General features: G+C 58.6%; 16 protein-coding genes. 10 read left to right on the forward strand and 6 right to left on the reverse strand.

All coding sequences use genetic code 11. From position 1 onward, the window contains the following. Positions 1-5: 5 nt before the first annotated feature. The 5 genes from gcl to AC1DCM_RS15575 all read right to left on the reverse strand — a co-directional run bounded on the left by gcl (position 6) and on the right by AC1DCM_RS15575 (position 7,632). Positions 6-1,781, reverse strand: coding sequence for a glyoxylate carboligase (gcl, locus tag AC1DCM_RS15555; protein ID WP_477518902.1), 1,776 nt, complete (start codon positions 1,779-1,781; stop codon positions 6-8). A 132-nt stretch (positions 1,782-1,913) separates the two neighbouring features. Next, positions 1,914-2,879 carry a 2-hydroxy-3-oxopropionate reductase gene (locus AC1DCM_RS15560; protein ID WP_477518903.1) on the reverse strand — a complete coding sequence of 322 codons (966 nt, stop codon included), beginning with the start codon at positions 2,877-2,879 and terminating at the stop codon, positions 1,914-1,916. Positions 2,880-2,950: 71 nt separating this feature from the next. After that, the gene (locus tag AC1DCM_RS15565) at positions 2,951-3,754 is read right to left on the reverse strand and encodes a hydroxypyruvate isomerase family protein (protein WP_089596273.1); all 804 of its coding nucleotides are present in this window, start codon (positions 3,752-3,754) and stop codon (positions 2,951-2,953) included. A gap of 1,068 nt (positions 3,755-4,822) precedes the next feature. Further along, the gene (locus AC1DCM_RS15570; RefSeq protein ID WP_477518904.1) at positions 4,823-6,736 is read right to left on the reverse strand and encodes an AAA family ATPase; all 1,914 of its coding nucleotides are present in this window, start codon (positions 6,734-6,736) and stop codon (positions 4,823-4,825) included. Positions 6,737-7,023: 287 nt separating this feature from the next. After that, a complete protein-coding gene (locus tag AC1DCM_RS15575; protein WP_477518905.1) occupies positions 7,024-7,632 on the reverse strand; it encodes a hypothetical protein in 609 nt (202 codons plus the stop codon). A 484-nt stretch (positions 7,633-8,116) separates the two neighbouring features. On the opposite strand from AC1DCM_RS15575, the gene AC1DCM_RS15580 reads away from it, so the two are divergent. The 4 genes from AC1DCM_RS15580 to AC1DCM_RS15595 all read left to right on the forward strand — a co-directional run bounded on the left by AC1DCM_RS15580 (position 8,117) and on the right by AC1DCM_RS15595 (position 13,790). Continuing rightward, complete coding sequence (locus AC1DCM_RS15580; RefSeq protein ID WP_477518906.1) at positions 8,117-9,145, forward strand: hypothetical protein; 1,029 nt, start codon at positions 8,117-8,119, stop codon at positions 9,143-9,145. 572 nt (positions 9,146-9,717) lie between these two features. Then, the gene (locus tag AC1DCM_RS15585) at positions 9,718-12,171 is read left to right on the forward strand and encodes a hypothetical protein (RefSeq protein ID WP_477518907.1); all 2,454 of its coding nucleotides are present in this window, start codon (positions 9,718-9,720) and stop codon (positions 12,169-12,171) included. Positions 12,172-12,438: 267 nt separating this feature from the next. Further along, positions 12,439-12,699 carry a hypothetical protein gene (locus tag AC1DCM_RS15590; protein WP_477518908.1) on the forward strand — a complete coding sequence of 87 codons (261 nt, stop codon included), beginning with the start codon at positions 12,439-12,441 and terminating at the stop codon, positions 12,697-12,699. Further along, a complete protein-coding gene (locus tag AC1DCM_RS15595; RefSeq protein ID WP_477518909.1) occupies positions 12,696-13,790 on the forward strand; it encodes an ImmA/IrrE family metallo-endopeptidase in 1,095 nt (364 codons plus the stop codon). The genes AC1DCM_RS15590 and AC1DCM_RS15595 overlap by 4 nt, the downstream gene beginning before the upstream one ends. Positions 13,791-14,040: 250 nt before the next feature. On the opposite strand, the gene AC1DCM_RS15600 is transcribed toward AC1DCM_RS15595, so the two are convergent. After that, positions 14,041-14,448 (reverse strand): hypothetical protein, encoded by a 408-nt coding sequence (locus AC1DCM_RS15600; RefSeq protein WP_477518910.1) that lies wholly within the window; start codon positions 14,446-14,448, stop codon positions 14,041-14,043. Between the two features lie 263 nt (positions 14,449-14,711). Here AC1DCM_RS15600 and mpaB point away from each other — a divergent pair, with 263 nt between their 5' ends. From mpaB to AC1DCM_RS15630, 6 genes are read left to right on the forward strand one after another with little or no spacing between them, the layout of a single operon-like run. Next, positions 14,712-15,716, forward strand: a complete 1,005-nt coding sequence (mpaB, locus tag AC1DCM_RS15605) for a daptide biosynthesis RiPP recognition protein (protein WP_477518911.1) — start codon at positions 14,712-14,714, stop codon at positions 15,714-15,716. Then, complete coding sequence (gene mpaD / locus AC1DCM_RS15610) at positions 15,713-16,987, forward strand: daptide-type RiPP biosynthesis aminotransferase (protein WP_477518912.1); 1,275 nt, start codon at positions 15,713-15,715, stop codon at positions 16,985-16,987. Before mpaB ends, mpaD begins: the two co-directional genes overlap by 4 nt. Further along, positions 16,984-18,198: a daptide-type RiPP biosynthesis dehydogenase gene (gene mpaC, locus AC1DCM_RS15615; protein WP_477518913.1), complete on the forward strand. Its 1,215-nt coding sequence runs from the start codon at positions 16,984-16,986 to the stop codon at positions 18,196-18,198. Before mpaD ends, mpaC begins: the two co-directional genes overlap by 4 nt. 4 nt (positions 18,199-18,202) lie before the next feature. Then, complete coding sequence (locus tag AC1DCM_RS15620) at positions 18,203-18,346, forward strand: daptide-type RiPP (RefSeq protein WP_477518914.1); 144 nt, start codon at positions 18,203-18,205, stop codon at positions 18,344-18,346. Between the two features lie 48 nt (positions 18,347-18,394). Further along, positions 18,395-18,520 (forward strand): daptide-type RiPP, encoded by a 126-nt coding sequence (locus AC1DCM_RS15625; protein WP_263422335.1) that lies wholly within the window; start codon positions 18,395-18,397, stop codon positions 18,518-18,520. A gap of 58 nt (positions 18,521-18,578) precedes the next feature. Then, positions 18,579-18,716 (forward strand): daptide-type RiPP, encoded by a 138-nt coding sequence (locus AC1DCM_RS15630; protein ID WP_431116703.1) that lies wholly within the window; start codon positions 18,579-18,581, stop codon positions 18,714-18,716. Positions 18,717-18,722: the final 6 nt, after the last annotated feature.

Below are 18,722 nucleotides of genomic sequence, written 5' to 3' on the forward strand. Positions count from 1 at the left end.
TTCCTTTAAGCCTTGGTCAGGATCGCGGTGGGTGCGTCCGCCGCGGTTTCTGCCAGGTCTTCGAACTCGTTCACGCCGTTGATCTCAACACCCATGGAGATGTTGGTGATCTTTTCCAGGATCACTTCAACAACCACGGGAACCTTGAACTCGCCCATCAGTGCCTTGGCCTTGTCGAAGGCAGCGGGCAGGTCGTTGGGGTCCTCAACGCGGATGGCCTTGCAGCCCAAGCCCTCGGCGACCTTGATGTGGTCCACGCCGTAGCCGTTTGTTTCCGGACTGTTGATGTTCTCGAAGGCCAGGGAAACGTTCTGTTCCATGTTGAAGCCGCGCTGCGACTGACGGATCAGGCCCAGGTAGCTGTTGTTCACCACAACGTGGATGTATGGCAGGTTGAACTGTGCGCCAACGGCCAGTTCCTCGATCATGAACTGGAAGTCGTAGTCACCGGACAGGGCAACAACGGTGGCGTCCGGGGTTCCCCTTACTACGCCGAGAGCAGCCGGAGCGGTCCAACCCAGCGGGCCGGCCTGGCCCGCGTTGATCCACTTGCGGGCACCGAACACGTGCAGCATCTGTGCGCCGGCGATCTGCGACAGGCCAATGGTGGACACGTACGTGGTGTCGCGGCCGAAGGCCTTGTTCATCTCCTGGTACACGCGCTGCGGCTTGATCGGCACGTTGTCGAAGTTGGTCTTGCGATGCAGGGAACCCTTGCGCTCCTGGCACTCGGCGACCCAACCCGAGTAGTCCGGCAGGGACTTTGCAGCCTGGCGCTCGCGGGCCAGCTCGATCAGGCCAGCCAGCGCCGCACCGGCGTCGGACGCGATGCCCAAGTCCGGCGAGAAAACGCGACCGATCTGCGTTGGCTCGATGTCGATGTGAACGAACTTACGGCCGGCCGTGTAGGTGTCCAGGCCGCCGGTGTGGCGGTTGGCCCAACGGTTGCCGATGCCGATCACGAAGTCGCTCTGCAAGAAGGTCTCGTTGCCGTAGCGGTGCGAGGTCTGCAGGCCAACCATGCCGGCCATCAGCTGGTGGTCGTCCGGGATGGCGCCCCAACCCATCAGGGTGGGGATAACGGGAACGTTCAGGATCTCGGCCAGTTCAACCAGCTGGGCCGAAGCGCCGGCGTTGATGATGCCGCCACCGGCAACGATCAGCGGGTGCTTGGCAGCGGTCAGCAGGTCCAGTGCCTTTTCCAGCTGCTTGCGGGAAGCTTTGGGCTTCTCCACCGGCAGGGGCTCGTAGGCGTCGATGTCGAACTCGATCTCGGCCATCTGAACGTCGATGGGCAGGTCCAGCAGGACGGGGCCCGGACGACCCGAGCGCATCAGTTGGAACGCCTTCTGGAACGCGCCGGGAACCTGACCCGGCTCCAGGATGGTCATGGCGAACTTGGTCAACGGCTTGGCGATGGACTCGATGTCCACGGCCTGGAAGTCTTCCTTGTGCAGCTTGGCAACCGGTGCCTGACCGGTGATGCAGAGCATGGGGATCGAATCGGCCTGGGCTGCGTACAGGCCAGTGATCATGTCCGTGCCTGCGGGGCCCGACGTGCCGATGCAGATGCCGATGTTGCCATCAGCTGCGCGGCTGTAGCCGTCAGCCATGTGGCTGGCGCCTTCAACGTGGCGGGCCAGCGTGTGGCGGATGCCGCCGTGGGCCCGCATTGCGGAATAGAAGGGGTTGATCGCTGCGCCTGGCAGGCCGAAAGCCTCGGTGGCGCCTTCCTTTTCCAGGATGGCGACTGCCGCATCAACGGTGCGCATCTTAGCCATGGTGTACTCCTTGATTGTTGCCCTTGCGGGCGAAGTATGGGGTGTTTTTGGGTGTGGTGAGGGAGCCGCCGTCGTTTAGTACGACGGCGGGTTCCCTGCTTTTGTTGCTTGTGCCGGCTTTTGCCGGGCTGCTTACTTCCGGCCGCTGAGCTGGAGGACCTGCTTGAAGAGGCCCGAGTGGTCGAGGCCGCCGTCGCCCTGGTTGACGGTTGCGGCGACGAGCTGGGCGACGACTGCGCCGAGCGGGACAGCGACGTTGGCTTCGCGGGCTGCGGAGGTGACGATGCCGAGGTCCTTGTGGTGGAGGGCCAGGCGGAAACCGGGGTCGAAGTTGCGGTCGAGCATCTTCTGACCCTTCTGGTCCAGGACCTTGGAGCCGGCCAAGCCGCCGCCGAGGACCTTCAGTGCTGCGTCGGTGTCTACGCCGTAGGCCTCAAGGAAGGCGATGGCCTCGCCGAGGACCTGGATGTTGACGGCTACGATCAGCTGGTTTGCAGCCTTGACCGTCTGGCCGGAGCCGGACGGGCCGACATGGACGATGGTCTTGCCCACTGCGGTGAGGACATCCTGTGCTGCCTCAAAGTCAGCAGCTTCGCCGCCGACCATGATGGACAGGACGGCGTCGATGGCGCCCTGTTCGCCACCGGACACGGGAGCGTCGAGCGGGCGGATGCCTGCTTCTACTGCTTCTTCCGAGAGGCGCTTGGCGACGTCCGGGCGGATGCTGGATGCGTCGATCCAGAGTGCGCCCGTCTTCGCGTTGGCGAAGACGCCATCCTTGCCGCTGACTACACCCTCAACATCGGGGGAGTCCGGGACCATGGTGATGACGACGTCGGCGTCCTTGACTGCGTCCGCGATGCTCGTGGCACCCTGGCCGCCCTCGGAGACGAGCTTGTCGATCTTGTCCTGGCTGCGGTTGAAACCGGTGACCGTGTGGCCGGCCTTGACGAGGTTGATGGCCATGGGGAGGCCCATGATTCCGAGTCCGATGACTGCAACGTTGCTCATTGTGGTTCTCTTTCTGGGGAAGTCTGTGTGTGGAAAGCGTGTGTGTCTGGTGTCCGGGTGTGTTTTAACCCGGGTGTGCTTACCCAACTAGGTCGCACTAGTGCGCGTTTTGAGGGTTCTAAACGTGCTCTGCTGCTACTTAGTTGGGAGCCCGGTGCTTAGTTGGCGTTGGCGCGCTGGCGGATGGCCCAGCTGAAGGCCGATTCCTGCGGTTCCTTGTACTCGAGGCCGATGTAGCCGTCGTAGCCGAGTTCGCGGCTGCGGGCGATCCATTCGCCGAGGGGGAGGGTGCCGGTTCCGGGAGCGCCGCGGCCGGGGTTGTCGGCGATTTGGATGTGGCCGAAGTCCTTGGCGTGGTTCTCGATGACGGATTCGACGTCGTCGCCGTTGACTGCAAGGTGGTAGAAGTCGGCGAGGAGCTTGATGTTCTGGGCGCCGGATTCTGCCTTGACGCGGGCGATGACCTTGAGGGCGTCTTCAGCGGTGAGGAGCGGGTACTTGGGTGCGCCGCTGACCGGTTCGAGGAGGACAGTTCCGCCAATACGTGCGACGCCTTCGGCTGCTGCGGCGAGGTTCTTGGCCGCGAGTTCGTCCTGTTCTTCAGGAGTGAACTCGTCCTGGCGGTTGCCGTAGAGGGCGTTGAAGGCCTTGCAGCCCAGGCGCTCACCGATGCCGGCTACGACGTCGATGTTGTCCTTGAATTCGGAGCAACGTCCCTTCCAGGACACCAGGCCGCGGTCGCCGCCGGGCATGTTGCCGGCGTTGAAGTTCAGGCCCGTGAGCTGAACGCCGGCGTCCTTGATGGCGGTTTCAAACTCGGTTACTTGTGCGTCGGTGGGGACGGAGGTTTCGAAGGGCCACCAGAACTCGACGGCGTCAAAACCTGCTGCCTTCGCGGCGGCGGGGCGCTCGAGCAAGGGCAGCTCCGTCAGGAGGATGGAGCAGTTCACTGTGTACGTCATCGTAGGTCCTTCCGAGGAGGGGCTTTGATCTATCTTCCTGCTTGCTTGGCTCGGCCTGCTTGATCCTAGCTTCATTTCCGCTTTGTGGAATTTAGATTCTGCTTTATGAAAAGTTTAGGCAAGGTGGCGTTGGGAGTCAAGGGGCGGCGTTTGGGATACCAGGGCTTTCCGGCTTGAGGCCCTGAATGTTGGGATGAAGCGCCGGTTCTACTCAGATGCGGGTGCTTCACATGCTTGTTGTGACCACCACTGGCGACGTTCGACGCGGGCTGTGACTCAGCGGGCCATTGAGGGCAGGGGGTCGGAGAGTGGACCGGTGGGAAAACTGCCGGCCTCTGAAGTGCAAGGCAAGATTGGCTGCCTTCGCTCATCCCAATTGATATGCGGAGGGCATCCTGGCGTCTAAGTTGTTATCGGTCTGGGCCACTGATCTAACCCGAAGAGCTATATCCGAAACTTGAGCTCGGGGCTAGCCCGCTGCAGGCAGCTCCAGGCGAATGCATACAATCGCTATCGGTCTGGAACTCCACATCTTTGCCGAAGCGCTCCCGGGACTTATGAGGTGGAGCCTGGACAAGACATTTGGAAGCAGCCGAGAACGGCTAGCCATTATGTCGGATCCGCGCGCCTAGAACGAGACCAACTCTCCGGAGGCATCAAGGTTCACAGGCTGCAGCAGCTAGCGGAAGGAGAGTTGGACTCCAGGAGGTCACTACAGACCACGAGAAGGTCCAGAGTGCACATGAACCGAAGGCTCGTTGGCTCAGTCTGCGGACATTACAAAGATTATCGTAGCCAGCCAAACCACCGCTTGCCCGTACCTAGCCGTGGACTCCTGAACCACACGGGTCGCTGTCCCGGAAGCTGTCTTTGTGATGGCTGTCCACGGCAGAGGATGTCGGATAGCATCTGGGACGGAATTGTTGCGCTGTAGGCCGGCTGCTGGCGATCACAACAAGTCTCGATTAAATAGCATCACAAAAGGTGAGTTTCCCAGCTATATGGAAGTGGGACACTCTATCCGCGCGTATTCGCGCTGCAATCCAGCCCTGGGGATGGAGACTGAAGCTAGCTGAGCGTCTTGTTGATGGCTTTGAAAAGGTTTTCGAACCGGCTCAAGGTGGTTTCGCTGAGCTTTGGTAGTTGTACGAGCTTGTTGCGGAGTAAGTAGTCAGCAGGACGGCCATGGTCCACGAAGGGTTCCTTGATTGCCCTGCTAATTCTTGCCACAATCTTGTCGGTCCCCGTGACTCCCTTACCGGTGAGCTTCCGACCGAAGGCAAGGTTGTAGAGGTGGATGTAGTCCTTTTCGTCGAACAAGTCCTCAATGTCGGAGGGCGAGATGCCTTCAGTGAATTGATCAGTGACGAAGATTCGCTTCTTCTCTAACAGTCCTCGGTCGGCAAGATTGTGGAGTTTAGTTTGTGCGGAGGGACCGCCATCGATGAGCGTGGTCACATCTAATCCTTGGCCAATTAGGGCCACGAATGATGGGATGTTCGCCGCTCCGCCCGCAGGGAGTATTCGCCACTTGGCGTCGAGGCCTTCTCTGTTGAGGGACTCCAAATGATCTGTCAGCAACGCGAGGTACGTGTAGTCGCTTGTTCCTTCGACTACTAGGTTGTTGGGTCCGATGAAGAGATTCTGGGCTATGTCGTAGCCCAAGGCGGCTTGAAGAGGGAACAGGGAATCGACTCCCACAGCCAAGGTTTCGCGCGTTGCCACGGATCCCCGTTTCGCTCCTTTGTCTTCGATGATCCTCACCCTGTCGAGTTTCGCAGGGTCGACCATGAACGGTGAGTGAGTAGTGAATATAACTTGGGCACTTGCGGCAAGGCGTTCATCGATGTAACGAAGGAAATCGGCTTGAGCCCGTCCGTGCAAAGTGAGGGCAGGCTCGTCGAGTAGGACGACCACGCCGTGCTCGTAGTCCTCGAATTCACTGAACGCCGCGAGGAAGCTGAAGAACCACCTGAAGCCGCTCGACCGTTGATCGAAATTGTTGGTGAAACCATGGCGAGCATCTCTGACTCGAACGTCAAGGAACTGAGCGACGGCCGTCTCACCGTGGTAGCCGTTAGGATTCGGGACTGTCTTCTTGTCAAGATCGATCTCTACGGACAAGTCAGTGTTCTGTTTCCAGAACTCCAGGACTTCCTCCGTCAGTTCGTTGCTTACTGCCTCAAGTTCCGCTTTGCGGTCCTCAAACTCGTCTTCAGTTAACGATGCAGCGTCGGTTGAGGCCAACTTGAGTAGCGCCCTGGCTGTTTGGATGCCAGTTTCACCGGGAATATCGGCACCTTGAAGCTCGGCAATGTTGATGCGCCCAGGAAGCGCCTGGTAGTCCGAAAAGTAGAAAAACTTCGGCAGACGTTTTTCAAGAAGGGCAGCCACAGCTCCTTGAGTATTGTTCCCATTTAGAATAGCTGTCGCTTCCTTCACAAGGTTGGCCAGATCTTGTGTATCCCAATTTTCGTTTTCCGGTGGCCCCAGTCCATCGGCCAGGTTCTTAATCCCGGCCAATCCTTTGCCCAGGAATACCTTACGGAGCGCCTCAGGGGTCTCCAGCGTCTCGAAGAGATTCATGAGTGCCCGCTCTGAATCGACAGAGCAGCCAAGAGCAGATGCACCGCTGTAGTTTCTGCTGACCGTGAATGTTTCGGTTGTGAGTACGCCCTCACCGAACGCATCTATTACTGCATCACGATCGGCTTCCTCGATACCAAAGATAGCCGAGACGGGAACTGCGTCATCGATGCCACCGGCTTTCCTATCTCTCGAAAGCCGCCAACGTGGGTAGTCCTTGCTCGCCTCGAACGTAGTCAACGTATGAACAGGGTTTAGTCGGTATATAGCGTTCAGGAGGGCGGTCTTGCCACTCTCGTTCTTTCCCACGAAGCACGTGACTTGAGGATCAACGTCGATCACCTCGCTGTCCACGACATTGCGGAAGAGCTGGACTCTGACTGATTCGAGACGCATGCTGCTTATTCTGTCGCCTAACCTTCTGTCTGCACCGCATGTAGTAACCGTGTCGACTCGTGGCATTTAGGGACTATCACGACGTTGGGCGTGCCGCCATTCCCCTCCACCGAGGCTTCTGACCCACCTGACGGAACGCTGCACTATCAGGGAACTGGACTGGACAATCTATCGCGGCTGTTCGCCAAGCTAGTACAGGGGCAGAAAAGGGGCTGCCGCCATGCGGTGGTGACTTTTGGCGCCCAAGGAGGTTAGCCCTGGGAAGTTACCTGGTCAGGCTCAATGACTCAATTGGCGGCGGCTTGTCTGGATTCCTGACGTTCTTCGGCATCCGCTTGTTCCGCCCGCAGGATGAAGGCTTCCCACTCGTTATCCGCTTCCATATATTTTTCGCGATAGGTCGTCAAGAAGGTCGGTTCAGTGAGCGGCGGCTTACCGCATTCGTTGGGCAGCTTGTCGCATGTGACGTGCGCTTGGACCATGGGGCCGAGCCAGACATTTAGGTCGTGGATGATGCCTGGGACAGATTTGCCAAGATATGCCTCGAAGTCAGGTGGTGGCTGCAGAAAACCAATGGCTTCGCTGACAGCATCCCGAAGTGGTTTGTCGTCGATGTACCGGGCATGATGTTCCATCTTGCTCACGACCTCAGCAAGCTCGTTCTCGCCGTCTGTTGTGAGGTTGAGGGACCCAGGATCGCGGTGCCGGCGAGCGATGGCCGTAGCCGTTGCCAGCTGGAGAGTGATTTCGCGGGAGGAGTCATGCGACAGCTTGCGCCGTTCCGTAACTCGAGTGGCTTTGTCGGTGCGTTTGCTGGCAAAGTATCCGCCAGCAAGGGTCAAAGCCCCGCCAATCATCGGTCCAATGGCAGGCTGAATGAGCGTAAGTGGGTCCAACGGTTGATCCTGTTCTTGTGCGTGGGCAAAGAGGACAGCGGAACTCTAGCGGTGAGCTGTGAACGCAGTGAGGGCCCCTTTCCACAGGGGCCCTCACTGGCACCTAACGCCGGAGGTGTGAAGGCCACTCGGAGCCCCTTTCTGATCCAGGCGATCAGATGGTACTCCTCCCTCCAGGTACTCGAGTCATCACCGGCACTCGGGTCATCAGGTGCTACAAGTTGAGTCGCTAGGGTCGCAAGAGGCCACCCTAGGCCCAAGATTTACCGGTTCCGGGCACCTAGTTCCTGTTGCTAACTTCAGCTGTTCAACCTGATGTCTTCGAAGTTAGCACATAGGAACCGTGGAATCCCTTGCAATTCCAAGGCCTAAGACGGCTAACATAGTGTTAGTTGCCAAGTTGGCACTGCGCTTATAGACTCCTAGGCAGTGATCCTGTTGACGAAACCCTCGGTTGAAACGTTTAGAAGTATGGAGGACATTTATGATCACCTCGCAAGCCATTTCAGGTACCTCCTCGTCAGCTAACGGAAAAGTCGCCGAGGAAGGCGCTGATCAGGAGCAGCAACGGGCTGCGATTCGAGCCCGGGAGTTTGAAAAATCGAAGAAACTTGCTGAAATCGTTGACGCCAGTGTCGGACGCCGGAAGTCGGTACCCATACGCAAGTCGTTTGTCAGGAGCGAGGATCCTGACAAGCTGGCACCTCTGGCTCAACTCGTTTCTGGCGGTGGTGGCCGAGGCGGGGCCGTAGCCGTGAAGCTCTATGCGGCGTTGATCTGGAAATGCGCCGGGGCTCCTTTTACCGTCAAACGCTCTGCCCGGCAGTGGGCTGAACTCTTAGGACTCCCAGACGCGCCGGGTAAAGGTGCCCGGCGCGTTACCAACGCCCTTCAGGTATTGGAGCGTCTCCGGCTCATCCAACTAGACAAGACCCGCGGAGATGCCTCAGAGGTGACGCTGCTGGACGAGTCGGGGGAGGGGCTGGAATACCGGATCCCTTCCAGCGCGTATTCCCGAGGCGGGCAAAAAAGAGATCTGTACTTTCAGCTCTCAAGTCGGCTATGGACCTCAGGTGATTTCCAGAGTCTCAGCGGACCTGGACTTATCATGCTGCTTATTCTCCTTGCCGAGGAGGGGTACAAACCGGGAAACAACCTTGCCCTGAATTGGAAGGGACCGCTCATGTCCGGGAAGAACGTTTGGTTCACCACAGAGAACTTTCCCGCCCGATACGGGATCAGCGCGGCCACTAGGTCCCGCGGAACGAAAGAGCTGGAAGAAGCCGGCCTGCTGGACACCTGGAGAATGCCTGTTGGTCCAAAGAGTGAGATGCTCACGTTCAGCACGGAAAAGGTCCGTAAGGTGTACGTACTCCTTGGAAACGCCGTGATTGGAGCCGAGGAGGACGCCAAACCTACGGCGAAGAAGCCGGTCAAGCCGGCCAGTCCTGGTGCAGCCATTCCGAAACGCAATTACCGGCGTAAAACCCCGGGACCCGTTCAAAGGAGCTGAGTACCTGGCGCAGCGCTGACCTTCGCGGCCCTGCCCTCGATTGGCCTGCGCGAAGCTGTGCCAGAGATGGTCCGCTGCGTTTGGTGAGGCCGCCGCTGCCAAGAGCTTGCACGAGGCGAAACTGCTGGCCGACGGCAGCTTCAAAGGTGACAAATGGTCAACCCGGGAGCAGAGGTACGAGTGCGCCGAGCAGGAACTCTCGCCCGCATGGAGGGCGTCTGGCGGAAGATAGAGAACCCGTGACCCGCAACGACAGCCGCCAGCTAAAAGACCCAAGCCTAAAGGCTGGTTCCGCTGAACACCACGAGTCATTTGCCGATACCGGTGCCAAAGAAACGCAGCTGCGCGGCTGCCTGGCAACCGCCAGGAGCGAGGACACGCGCCCAGCCCAGCCGTCACAACCGCGAATGCAACCAAAGTCAGGAAGTCCCGCACGGGGACGGCCTTAGGAGTCGAACGGTTTAAGAGCGGCCCCACCAGATAACCAATACATGGTTTCACTGCTTTAGCCCCGGGTTGTTGACCATAGACTTTAGAGCCAAGTGCGGGGGACGAAAAAGAGAGAACTGGCCATGTCAAAGATAAATGAAGGACTGCCCAGCGGACGGATCGTCACGGCAGACGACGACAGTATGGAGTCCGCTTTCAAAAGCATGGCCGCATCCCTAACCAGTCTGCGCCCTGGGGAAACGCCCGCTGATTTTGTGGCCCGCGGTCCGGAAGTGATCCGTGAAAATGTGGAAGCGATCGCCAATGCTGTCGAGCAGGCCGATGCATTTGACGTCATTGAACTCATGCGGCTTCGCGAAACTCCAATGATGCTAGAGGGTTACCGTGAGAGCCTCGCCGATAACCTCCCGACAGCCGTGGACATAGTCGCAGTAATTCTGCTCGCACGCGGTACACGTCTCCTGCCGAACGCCGACCCAAAAGCCGCGCAGCCATCGCATGTAATCCCAGAACTTCATGAGCGTGCAAGGACACTGCTTACCTTGGGGCAGTTCACCCTCTTATCAGAGGGGCAGGCAGAGAAGTTCGGGCCGCTAACTAGTCTGGCCGCCACTTACGTCGGTCACGAACTCAACGTGAAATCCAAGCAGTATGTTCACTTTCAGGAGCGGTTGAACGAAGCACTGTTCAGTAGCAAACACCTTGGCAATCTTCTGTTTGAAGCTCTTGGGTTTAATTACGAAGACTTCTTGGCGGTTCGTGAGGCGATCGGTTCGGTCTTTTGGAACCGCTTTTTTGATGCCAGGGACACTCTCGGCGACGTCGCGCAGGAATGGTCGGGCGGTCTAAATGACCAATCGGCCGAACGCACAGAGCAAGGCAGAGCGGCCGTGTACAGTCTGATGTTTTTCCCAGGCGAACGCGCGAGCCTCACCGCAGTAGAACTCGCGGATGACGCGTCGGTGCCTGAGGGCCGCGTAAGACGAATACTTGAACGGTTCAGCATCTCATTCGGTGTGGAGACGGATGCGTTCGCCGCAGTACGGTCATTCTTGTCGGGCGACAACCCACTGCGCAACGCATCGCTCATCGGTGATGGTCACGGCAACTATGTCGGCACTGGCATTCCCATAGGGACGGACTGCTTCCGACAGGTCGTCGAGACCGAGTTGAAGGGTCATTCCGCCCGATGGCGGCGCTATGAAAAACGCCGCGCGATCGTCAGTGAGCAGTTTTCGGTCGAGCATCTGACGACGCTGCTTGGAGCGGACGCYGCCCATGTGAATCTCAAATATTTCAGGCCCAATCCCGGGGTGAACTTAGACGAACTGTCAGCACGTGCCGTAGACATCACCTCAATGGCTGAACAAACAGAGGCTGATGCACTGTTCCTCATTGAGGACGTGGCAGTCTGCGTTGAGGTCAAGGGACGAAGCGTTTCGCATCAAGCACGAGGGGGCCACGTACAGCGTCTGACGGGAGATTTGAAGGCTACAGTGGGCGAGGCTACGGACCAAGCACTGCGGCTGGAGGGGCTGATTCGCGCTAATCATGGGCTCTGGCTTGAAGATAGAACCTGGCTCGACTTGTCAGAAATTCGAGAGGTGCGTTCTATCGCAATCTGCCTCGATGATATGGGCCCCCTCGGGATAGCCCTTGAYGAATTAGTCCGCGGGAATGTCATCAAGAGCGATAGATTTCCGTGGATTGTCTCGCTGCATGATCTAGCGATCATCGCAGAAGTACTTGAACGCCCCGCAGAGTTTCTTCTCTACCTTCGGCGCCGCACCGAGTCTGAGGTTTCTCTCAACTTTTGGGCCGTCGATGAGCTCGACCTGTTTATGTTGTTCTTGTCCGGGCACCTATACGTCGAACCCGATCCAGATCGCGTCAGTGAGGAATTTTTGGGAGTCCGTCGTCCATCCGTCGGTGATAGACGACGGTATCGAGCTGGCGCCGTACCAACTCGTGTAATGACCCACACCGATCAGCTGGATGCATGGGTTTATCACCAAGAGGGTTCAGTTGAGGAGCCGGCAGTGAAGCCGGCACTCAAAATACACCCCGCAATATTAAGCCTCGTCGACTTCTTACAAGATGGTAAGAAACCCGGATGGTTCCGTTTCTCGGCAGATCTGTTGAACCTCAGCGGGGACGCACAAGAGAAGCTTGCAGGTGACATCCAGACACTGATCTCCAAGACCAAAAAGGACGGACGGCCGCACAGCCTCTTCGTCGCCTTCGCTGGATCGTGGGGGTACCCAACACTTTTCGTCGGGACCCAACCAGGCTCTATGGCTCAGCCTGCAGCGAGTAACCGCCTAGCTACCTATGGGATCGCCAAGAAGCACCAGATTAAGTCTGACCGGGCGCTGATGGTGTTGCTCGACGAACGGGGGAAAGTCCGGTCGGTGCGTTACGACAACGCCCCGTACGTCGACAACAAGGACCTAGACGCGCTAGGCCATGCGGCTGGTCTACTGCCTCCAGAGTTCATGGCTCGGCCGATACCGCCCTCAGCTCGGAGGGCCACCAAAAGACTGAATGCCGGCAAGAAAAAGCGCCGGCGTCGGTAGCGCTCTACAATGGCCGAAAAACCGAGCCCAAGTGTGTGTTAGCGTGGGCTCACCTCGCATGAGGCGCTCGTGCTGCTCAACTTGCTTGAGCTTCGCCAGCACTTCGACCCTCAGAACTCTCCACGAGTTTTGTCGCATGATGGACTGACATCGATCATGGTTATCGGAGGAAATGTGAACACTGCGGTTTCAGAAGATGTGGTCCCTGGAACAGCAAGGCGTCGCGGCACAGCCACGGGTGAAGCCGTTCAGTGCAATGGTCAACAAATGCTTGATCTCATCTTTGAGTTGCCCGCCATTAGGCAAACACAGAAGCCGCTCACGTGGGTACTCCTGTATCACTGGTCCAAGGATGAGCCGGTGGTGAGGGCCGAATTGTCGTTGCCAGCCGAGATCCTTGACGGCAACATCACTCAGAAGACGCGGAGGATTTTCCTGCCACCCGCTGACTTGTCGGATCTTGAAATCTCTCATCGTCCAACCGGACCGCAAGACGACGTCGACTTTAGGATCGTTGAACTGTCATGACGCTAGAACCCTCTCGGATCACTCTGGCGAGGTTGCGGGCGGGAATCAGTAAAGCTCAACTGGCTGAGCGTCTCAATGCTACGCCGCGCACGGTGACGAACTACGAGACCCACGGAGCCCCGGAGAGGATGGCCGGGGCTCTAGCCATGGCTATCGGATGCAAGCCTGCTTTCTTGTCGCTGCCTCCTGCTGAGCCGCTTGAGGAGGAACGTGTCTTCTTCCGCGCCCGTCGTCGCTCAAGCGCAGCGCAGAAGCACGCGGCCACGTCAGCCGGTCGCATAGGCGTGGAACTGTACGCGTTCCTACTCGACCACTTTGCCCTGCCACCTTTGGACGTTCCTGATCTTTCTTTGCTGGGCCCGCTCCAAGCAGCTCAACAACTTCGGGTGGAGTGGGGGCTTGGAATTGATCCTCTTCCGAACTCCGTGCGTCTGGCGGAGGCTCATGGCGTACGAGTGCTTAGTTTGCCCGAAGGGGCCGAAGAAGTAGACGCGTTCAGTCTTTGGGAGGATGGACTGCCGTACGTCTTCCTTTCCACGATGAAGACGGCGGAGCGTTCCCGCTTCGATCTAGCGCACGAGTTGGGACACCTTGTCCTGCACGCGGGCCTGGATGCTTCCGTTGGCAGTGAGCGCAATGCTGAGAAAGAGGCAGATCAGTTCGCCTCAGAGTTCCTCATGCCGCGCGTACTCTTGCGCTCTAGCGTGGGACGCGAACCTTCCGTCGAGTCTCTTCTAAAGTTGAAGGCTCATCTTGGCCTCTCTGCTATGGCACTTGCTGATGCGTTTCACAAAGCCGGCATCTATACCGATTGGTCCTATCGCCAAACGTGCGTTGACCTGACCCGTCGCGGATATCGATCCAGCGAACCTGAGGGGATGGTCCGTGAGACGTCCAAGGTTTTCGGATTTGTTCTCCCAGCCTTGAGAAGGTCGAAGGGCTGGGGTGTTGATGACATCGCCCGCGGCATCGGTATCTCAAATTCTGAGCTACACGGGCTGGCCTTTGGGCAAGCTTTGAGTGCGGTGGGGGACGGGGTTRCCGTCCAAAAACCACAACGATCCAATGCTCACCTATCTCTCGTTCTGTGAGTACTCATCGATTTACCGCCTTTCCGGTTACTCCAGAAGTATCGGTCAAGGACAAGGGCTACGATCGTCACACCCAGTCCGATTCCGAAGCCAGCCACCGCTCCATAAATTGGCCAAAAGACAGCGAACGGAACGAAACCTGCAAGGAACGTAATAACGCGACGCATACGAGGGGTCACTTTCCTGGTCGGCAGCGTCAGAGACGCCGAAAATAAGTGCTTGCAGGCGTCATCTAGACGATGATTCAGAATTACGTGTCACGAATTGCCTGCTCCGAAGGCCGATCCGTGCCCACCGAAGGCAAACTGTAGAACCGGCCATACTTAGCCAGGACCAAATACATGACAACCGCGGTGACCCCACCCAGGAGGGGCCCGGCCCAAACCGCTATGGACGTTCCATGAATGAGGATCGCCGCAGCCGTGAAAGCGGAGGCGAGGAGGCTAATCGCTGGTGCATCTGAGCCCGGCTCCCGATGGATCTTGCGGCCGATCTGGCCATAGTGGAGTCCCTGCAGGATGATGAGCAGGATAAATACGCCCAGAACAACCAAGGGCCATGGCCAATCGGCCACGGTCGCAACAGTAAGGGCCAGCCCATAAGAGACGGCTAGCCCCATCCAGTAGCTCCGGATCCGCATGGTTGAGTTCGCGTTCATCGTAGGTCCCCCAAAGATTCTTCGATACGCGTGTGAAGGGCAAGCGCAAGAATATCAAATCGATAGCTAAATTGCCTATGCCTCGACATGATCGGGCATTGATTCCCACCACCTAGACCCCCTTTCCCCACCACCTAGATAGCGCCACGCAGCACCTATCTTTGGGGCATTCCACCACCTAGTTTCAATTTCCTCCACCATGGCACCCACTCCGGCCCATAGCTTCGTCTCAAGAACGAAGGAACTATTGGGGGGTTGGGGAATTGACGTTAAGTCAGCAGCAGACCATTGCCGCAGCAGTGGATCAGTGGATTACCGGCATGCCAGGGCGCATCGCAGGCCATGTCATTTTCGTTGAGAATCCCGAGCACATCGACTACGCGAAGACGCTGGTCACTGAGGGCTCGGTCATCCTTGCTCTCAATGGGGACAAGGACGACGAGGCCATCACAACAGTGTCCGGCTCGTTCGACGCCGCCGGCGAAGAACTCCTGGTAGACGGCACACTCAGCCTGGAAATCCAGGACTACGTGGCCATTCCTTTCGTCAATCTGGTGGGCGTAACAGTGGTCAGGATGACCACCTGCGAGGACTGGCAGGCCTTTTTTGACGATGCGGAAGAAGCCAGGCGTTCGGGACATTTCGTCCGGCAGTTGACGGAAGCGAATGCCGTTCTTTCCGAGCGTGCCTTGCTCGCAGGGATGGAACAGAAGGGCATCTCACCGGCAAGGCTTCACATCACGTCGGATGGAAGAATTCTCAGCGGCCCCTATGGAGCAGAGTTTGGCCGGGTCGGCGATGCGATTGAAGACCTGCGTGCAAAGTCACTGGGCCCGGCATCAGCCATGCCTAACTGCAACGCAGACGTCGAGGCACTCAAAGCCAACCCGTGGATTCCGCGCTACCTCGCAGCCTTGGATGCTTGGAAGTTCATTCCACGTGAAGCTCGCGAGACCACAAGGTTTGTGGGCTTCGGAGTCAGCCTCTTCAGTACAGCCTCGGGGGTCCCTTCGGCTTCAGCTCCTTTCATCGTCCAAAGGGCAGGGGAGTACACGCTCCTGGACACCAAGTCGGGTCGCGTCTTCAAGATTGGGGTTGACGCCGCCACCATCATCGAAGCCATCTCCAACTTCCGGGATATCAGCGTTGCTGCCACGGACATAGCGCCAGCCCTCAACGTCTCAGAGGCCGTAGCCACAGGATCCGTGACGGCAGTCCTGAATCAATTCGAACAGCTCGGCATTGACCTCATCGGCACAAACCGATGACCGCACCCCTAAAACCGCAGTTCCCACTCTGGGTCCCGCTGGTAAGCCAACATGACTTCGAGGCAGCAAGCTACACAGCGGTGAGTGCCGAAGGCGTCCATGTCACCTTCGAAGACGGGCGACGACGGCTCTGCGCGAAGAGCGGACTATGGAACGCGAACCTCGGCTACGGCAACGCACGGATTGCAGAGTCAATAGCCAAAGAACTGGAAACTGCGTCCTACCTCCCGCTCTTCCGGACCGCGCACAGTAAGGCTATCGAGGCCTCGAAAGCCCTCCTTGATTTGCCCCATGATCAATTCGAGCGAGTCCTCTTCTCCACCTCCGGAGGTGCCGCCAACGACGCCGTCATGAAGCTCGCCCGCCACTACTTTGTCCTGGACAAACAACCCGATCGCAAACTCATCGTCGGGTTAAGCGGCAGCTACCACGGGCTCACGTACGGGAGCCAGGCACTCAGCGGCGACGACCTCGGCCAGGCCGTCTATGGCGTGGACAGGCGCAACATTCGGCACGTCCGGTTCGACGACGGTGGTGCCGAGCTGGCCCATCTCATGCAAAGGGAGGGCCATCGCATCGCGGCGGTCATCATCGAGCCCGTCCTTGGCTCGGGTGCGGAAGTCGTACCGGACGCTTTCGTGAATGCACTCCTCAAACACCGGGAGGAGCAGAGGTTCCTTGTTGTGGCTGACGAAGTCGCCACCGGATTCGGCCGTATTAAAGGGTGGTTTGCTTCGGATGAGTGGCGGGAAGCCCCGGACGTCATTGTTACTTCCAAGGGACTGACCAACGGCACCAGCGCATGCGCAGCCCTTCTTATCGGCCAGCGCGTAACCCAGCTCTTTGATAAGAACGAGGCCGTCTTTGTCCACGGCGAAACCCAGGCCGGAACACCAGCAACCTGCGCTGCCATTCTCAGCACGATCTCCGAGATGACGAGGCTGGATCACACCACCCTGACCCAGCGGGTCTCAGAAGGCCTCAACACGCTCATTGCCAAACTCCAAGGCATTCCAGGGGTTGCCGAGTCCTCCGGACGCGGCTGTATGAGGGGCATCCTGTTGCGAACCAAGACTGGATCACCCCTTTCTCCCAACGGTGTCCTGGCCGTCGTACGGCGGATCCATCAAGCCGGAGCCATCTTTCAGCCTGGGCCAGGCCGGATCCAACTCCTGCCAGCACTGACCTATACGCAGGAGAACTTCGAGGAACTGCACGCGGCCATCGTCCAGGGTCTGGCAAAAGCAGAACGCGACGGAGTCTTCGCATGATCGCGGATCGCACGTGGAACACGCGCTGCGTCGTCCTCGATCCAGGGATGGCACCTAAATACATCGGCGGGCTTGCCCGCGGCCGGACCGGACTCGTGGTGGATAGTGCACTCGCAGGACAGAGGGATGCCCTCTTGGCCGGCGACCTCAAGGGAGCGCCAACGTTCAACCTAAAAGCTGGCCCGGTCACAGGGGAGACCCTGAGGCTTGTGGGCGGTTTCATTCGCAAACACGGACTTCAGAGCGTTGTGGGCCTTGGTGGAGGTTCGGTGTTGGACGCCGTAAAGCTGGCGGCACTGTTCACCGCGGACCCGAGCCTCACGGTCTTCGTCGAACGTCACGCCAAGCGTTCGGGTCTCGTCGTTCTACCTCCGGTCCCTTATCCAAATGAGCGTCCCCGAACCGTCCTCATGTCGTCAACCGTGGGGACCGGTGCTGAAGTCAGCGCTGTAGCGTGCCTGGACACCGCCGTCGGGCGCCGTTTGATCGCCTCACGTCACCTGTCAGGTGATGTGGCAGTGCTCGACGCCGGGAATCTCGCCACCCTGCCGAGGCAGCTGCTTTTCGAAGGGCTGCTTGAGGCGTTCCTCCGGGTGGCCGGCACCATGCTCGGCAGCAGCGCGAACATTTTCGACGACGACGGTTACTCACTTTTGGCGCGGATCGTCAGGCTCGGGAATCGAGTGACACGTGAGGACGGGCCCGAGCTGAGACTGAAGGCGGCCCACCTCAGCATGGAGACACACACCGGCTGGGCGCTGATAGCTCGGGACCCCTACGGAGCGAAGCACTGGTATGTCGCCAACGAACTTGCCTATGTCACTGGAGTCCGAAAGATGACCGCCACAGCGTCGGTGATCAGTCCCATCTGGGAGGAGATCGCCAATGGAACCGCAGCCTGGGGTGACCGTAGTCGCCTGCTGAAGCTCTGGTCCGTGGTTATGGACGCGGATCCTTCACTGGACCCCAACCCCGCCAAGGGCATCAACCAATTGATATGGCGGTGGGGCATCGCACGCCTGGATGCCATTAGCGAGCAGTCGTTGATGAAGACCACCGCCGCCGCTCTCCGGAACTGGGGTGGCGGGTTGCCGATGCTGCGGAGCCTTGATGGCGTGCAGCTCCAGTACGTCCTCTCCAAGGCAGCGCTGGAACAACAAATCTTGCCAGGCCCAGTGGGCGAGCTACGAGCGGTAAGGGAAAGGGGGTGAGTACATGAGCAGCACTCTTGCACCCAGGACTTTGGACCTCCACGTCCAGGAACTGGAAAGCATCGACGTCCCTGACGACTGGAGCGAACGCATCCACGGCATCACCGTTGGCCTCGCATTGATCGGGATCGCCGTCAGCATCACCTGACGGGCTCGCGCAGGCCTTCCAACTTGCAACGAAGGGAGGTGAACGCAAATGCAGAAACAGCTCAACATCTCCATCCAGGAGATCGAATCGCTGGACACCCCGGACTTCAACAACTGGTTCATCGGAGTATCCCAGGGAGTTGCAATCGGCATTATCGCCGTCAGCATCACCTAACCCGTCCGGAACGGACAGACCGAACAACAGCACGAACTAGAAGAGAAAGGAGAACGCAATGATCGCAAACTCGAACCTTCAGCTGACCATCGAAGAACTGGAGAACCTCGACACCCCGGACGATACCCCGTGGTACATGCGCGTTGGTGACGTCATCATCATCGCCGGCATCGTCATCGGAATCGCCGCCACCTAGCTGGTG

This window comes from Paenarthrobacter sp. 10N417, from assembly GCF_056394745.1.

Bases quoted from the DNA above. Each gene is read 5' to 3' on its own strand.
- gcl (WP_477518902.1), bottom strand. From the start codon at position 1,781: ATGGCTAAGATGCGCACCGTTGATGCGGCAGTCGCCATCCTGGAAAAG.
- AC1DCM_RS15565 (WP_089596273.1), bottom strand. From the start codon at position 3,754: ATGACGTACACAGTGAACTGCTCCATCCTCCTGACGGAGCTGCCCTTG.
- AC1DCM_RS15570 (WP_477518904.1), bottom strand. From the start codon at position 6,736: ATGCGTCTCGAATCAGTCAGAGTCCAGCTCTTCCGCAATGTCGTGGAC.
- AC1DCM_RS15580 (WP_477518906.1), top strand. From the start codon at position 8,117: ATGATCACCTCGCAAGCCATTTCAGGTACCTCCTCGTCAGCTAACGGA.
- AC1DCM_RS15590 (WP_477518908.1), top strand. From the start codon at position 12,439: ATGCTTGATCTCATCTTTGAGTTGCCCGCCATTAGGCAAACACAGAAG.
- AC1DCM_RS15600 (WP_477518910.1), bottom strand. From the start codon at position 14,448: ATGAACGCGAACTCAACCATGCGGATCCGGAGCTACTGGATGGGGCTA.
- mpaD (WP_477518912.1), top strand. From the start codon at position 15,713: ATGACCGCACCCCTAAAACCGCAGTTCCCACTCTGGGTCCCGCTGGTA.
- mpaC (WP_477518913.1), top strand. From the start codon at position 16,984: ATGATCGCGGATCGCACGTGGAACACGCGCTGCGTCGTCCTCGATCCA.
- AC1DCM_RS15620 (WP_477518914.1), top strand. From the start codon at position 18,203: ATGAGCAGCACTCTTGCACCCAGGACTTTGGACCTCCACGTCCAGGAA.
- AC1DCM_RS15625 (WP_263422335.1), top strand. From the start codon at position 18,395: ATGCAGAAACAGCTCAACATCTCCATCCAGGAGATCGAATCGCTGGAC.
- AC1DCM_RS15630 (WP_431116703.1), top strand. From the start codon at position 18,579: ATGATCGCAAACTCGAACCTTCAGCTGACCATCGAAGAACTGGAGAAC.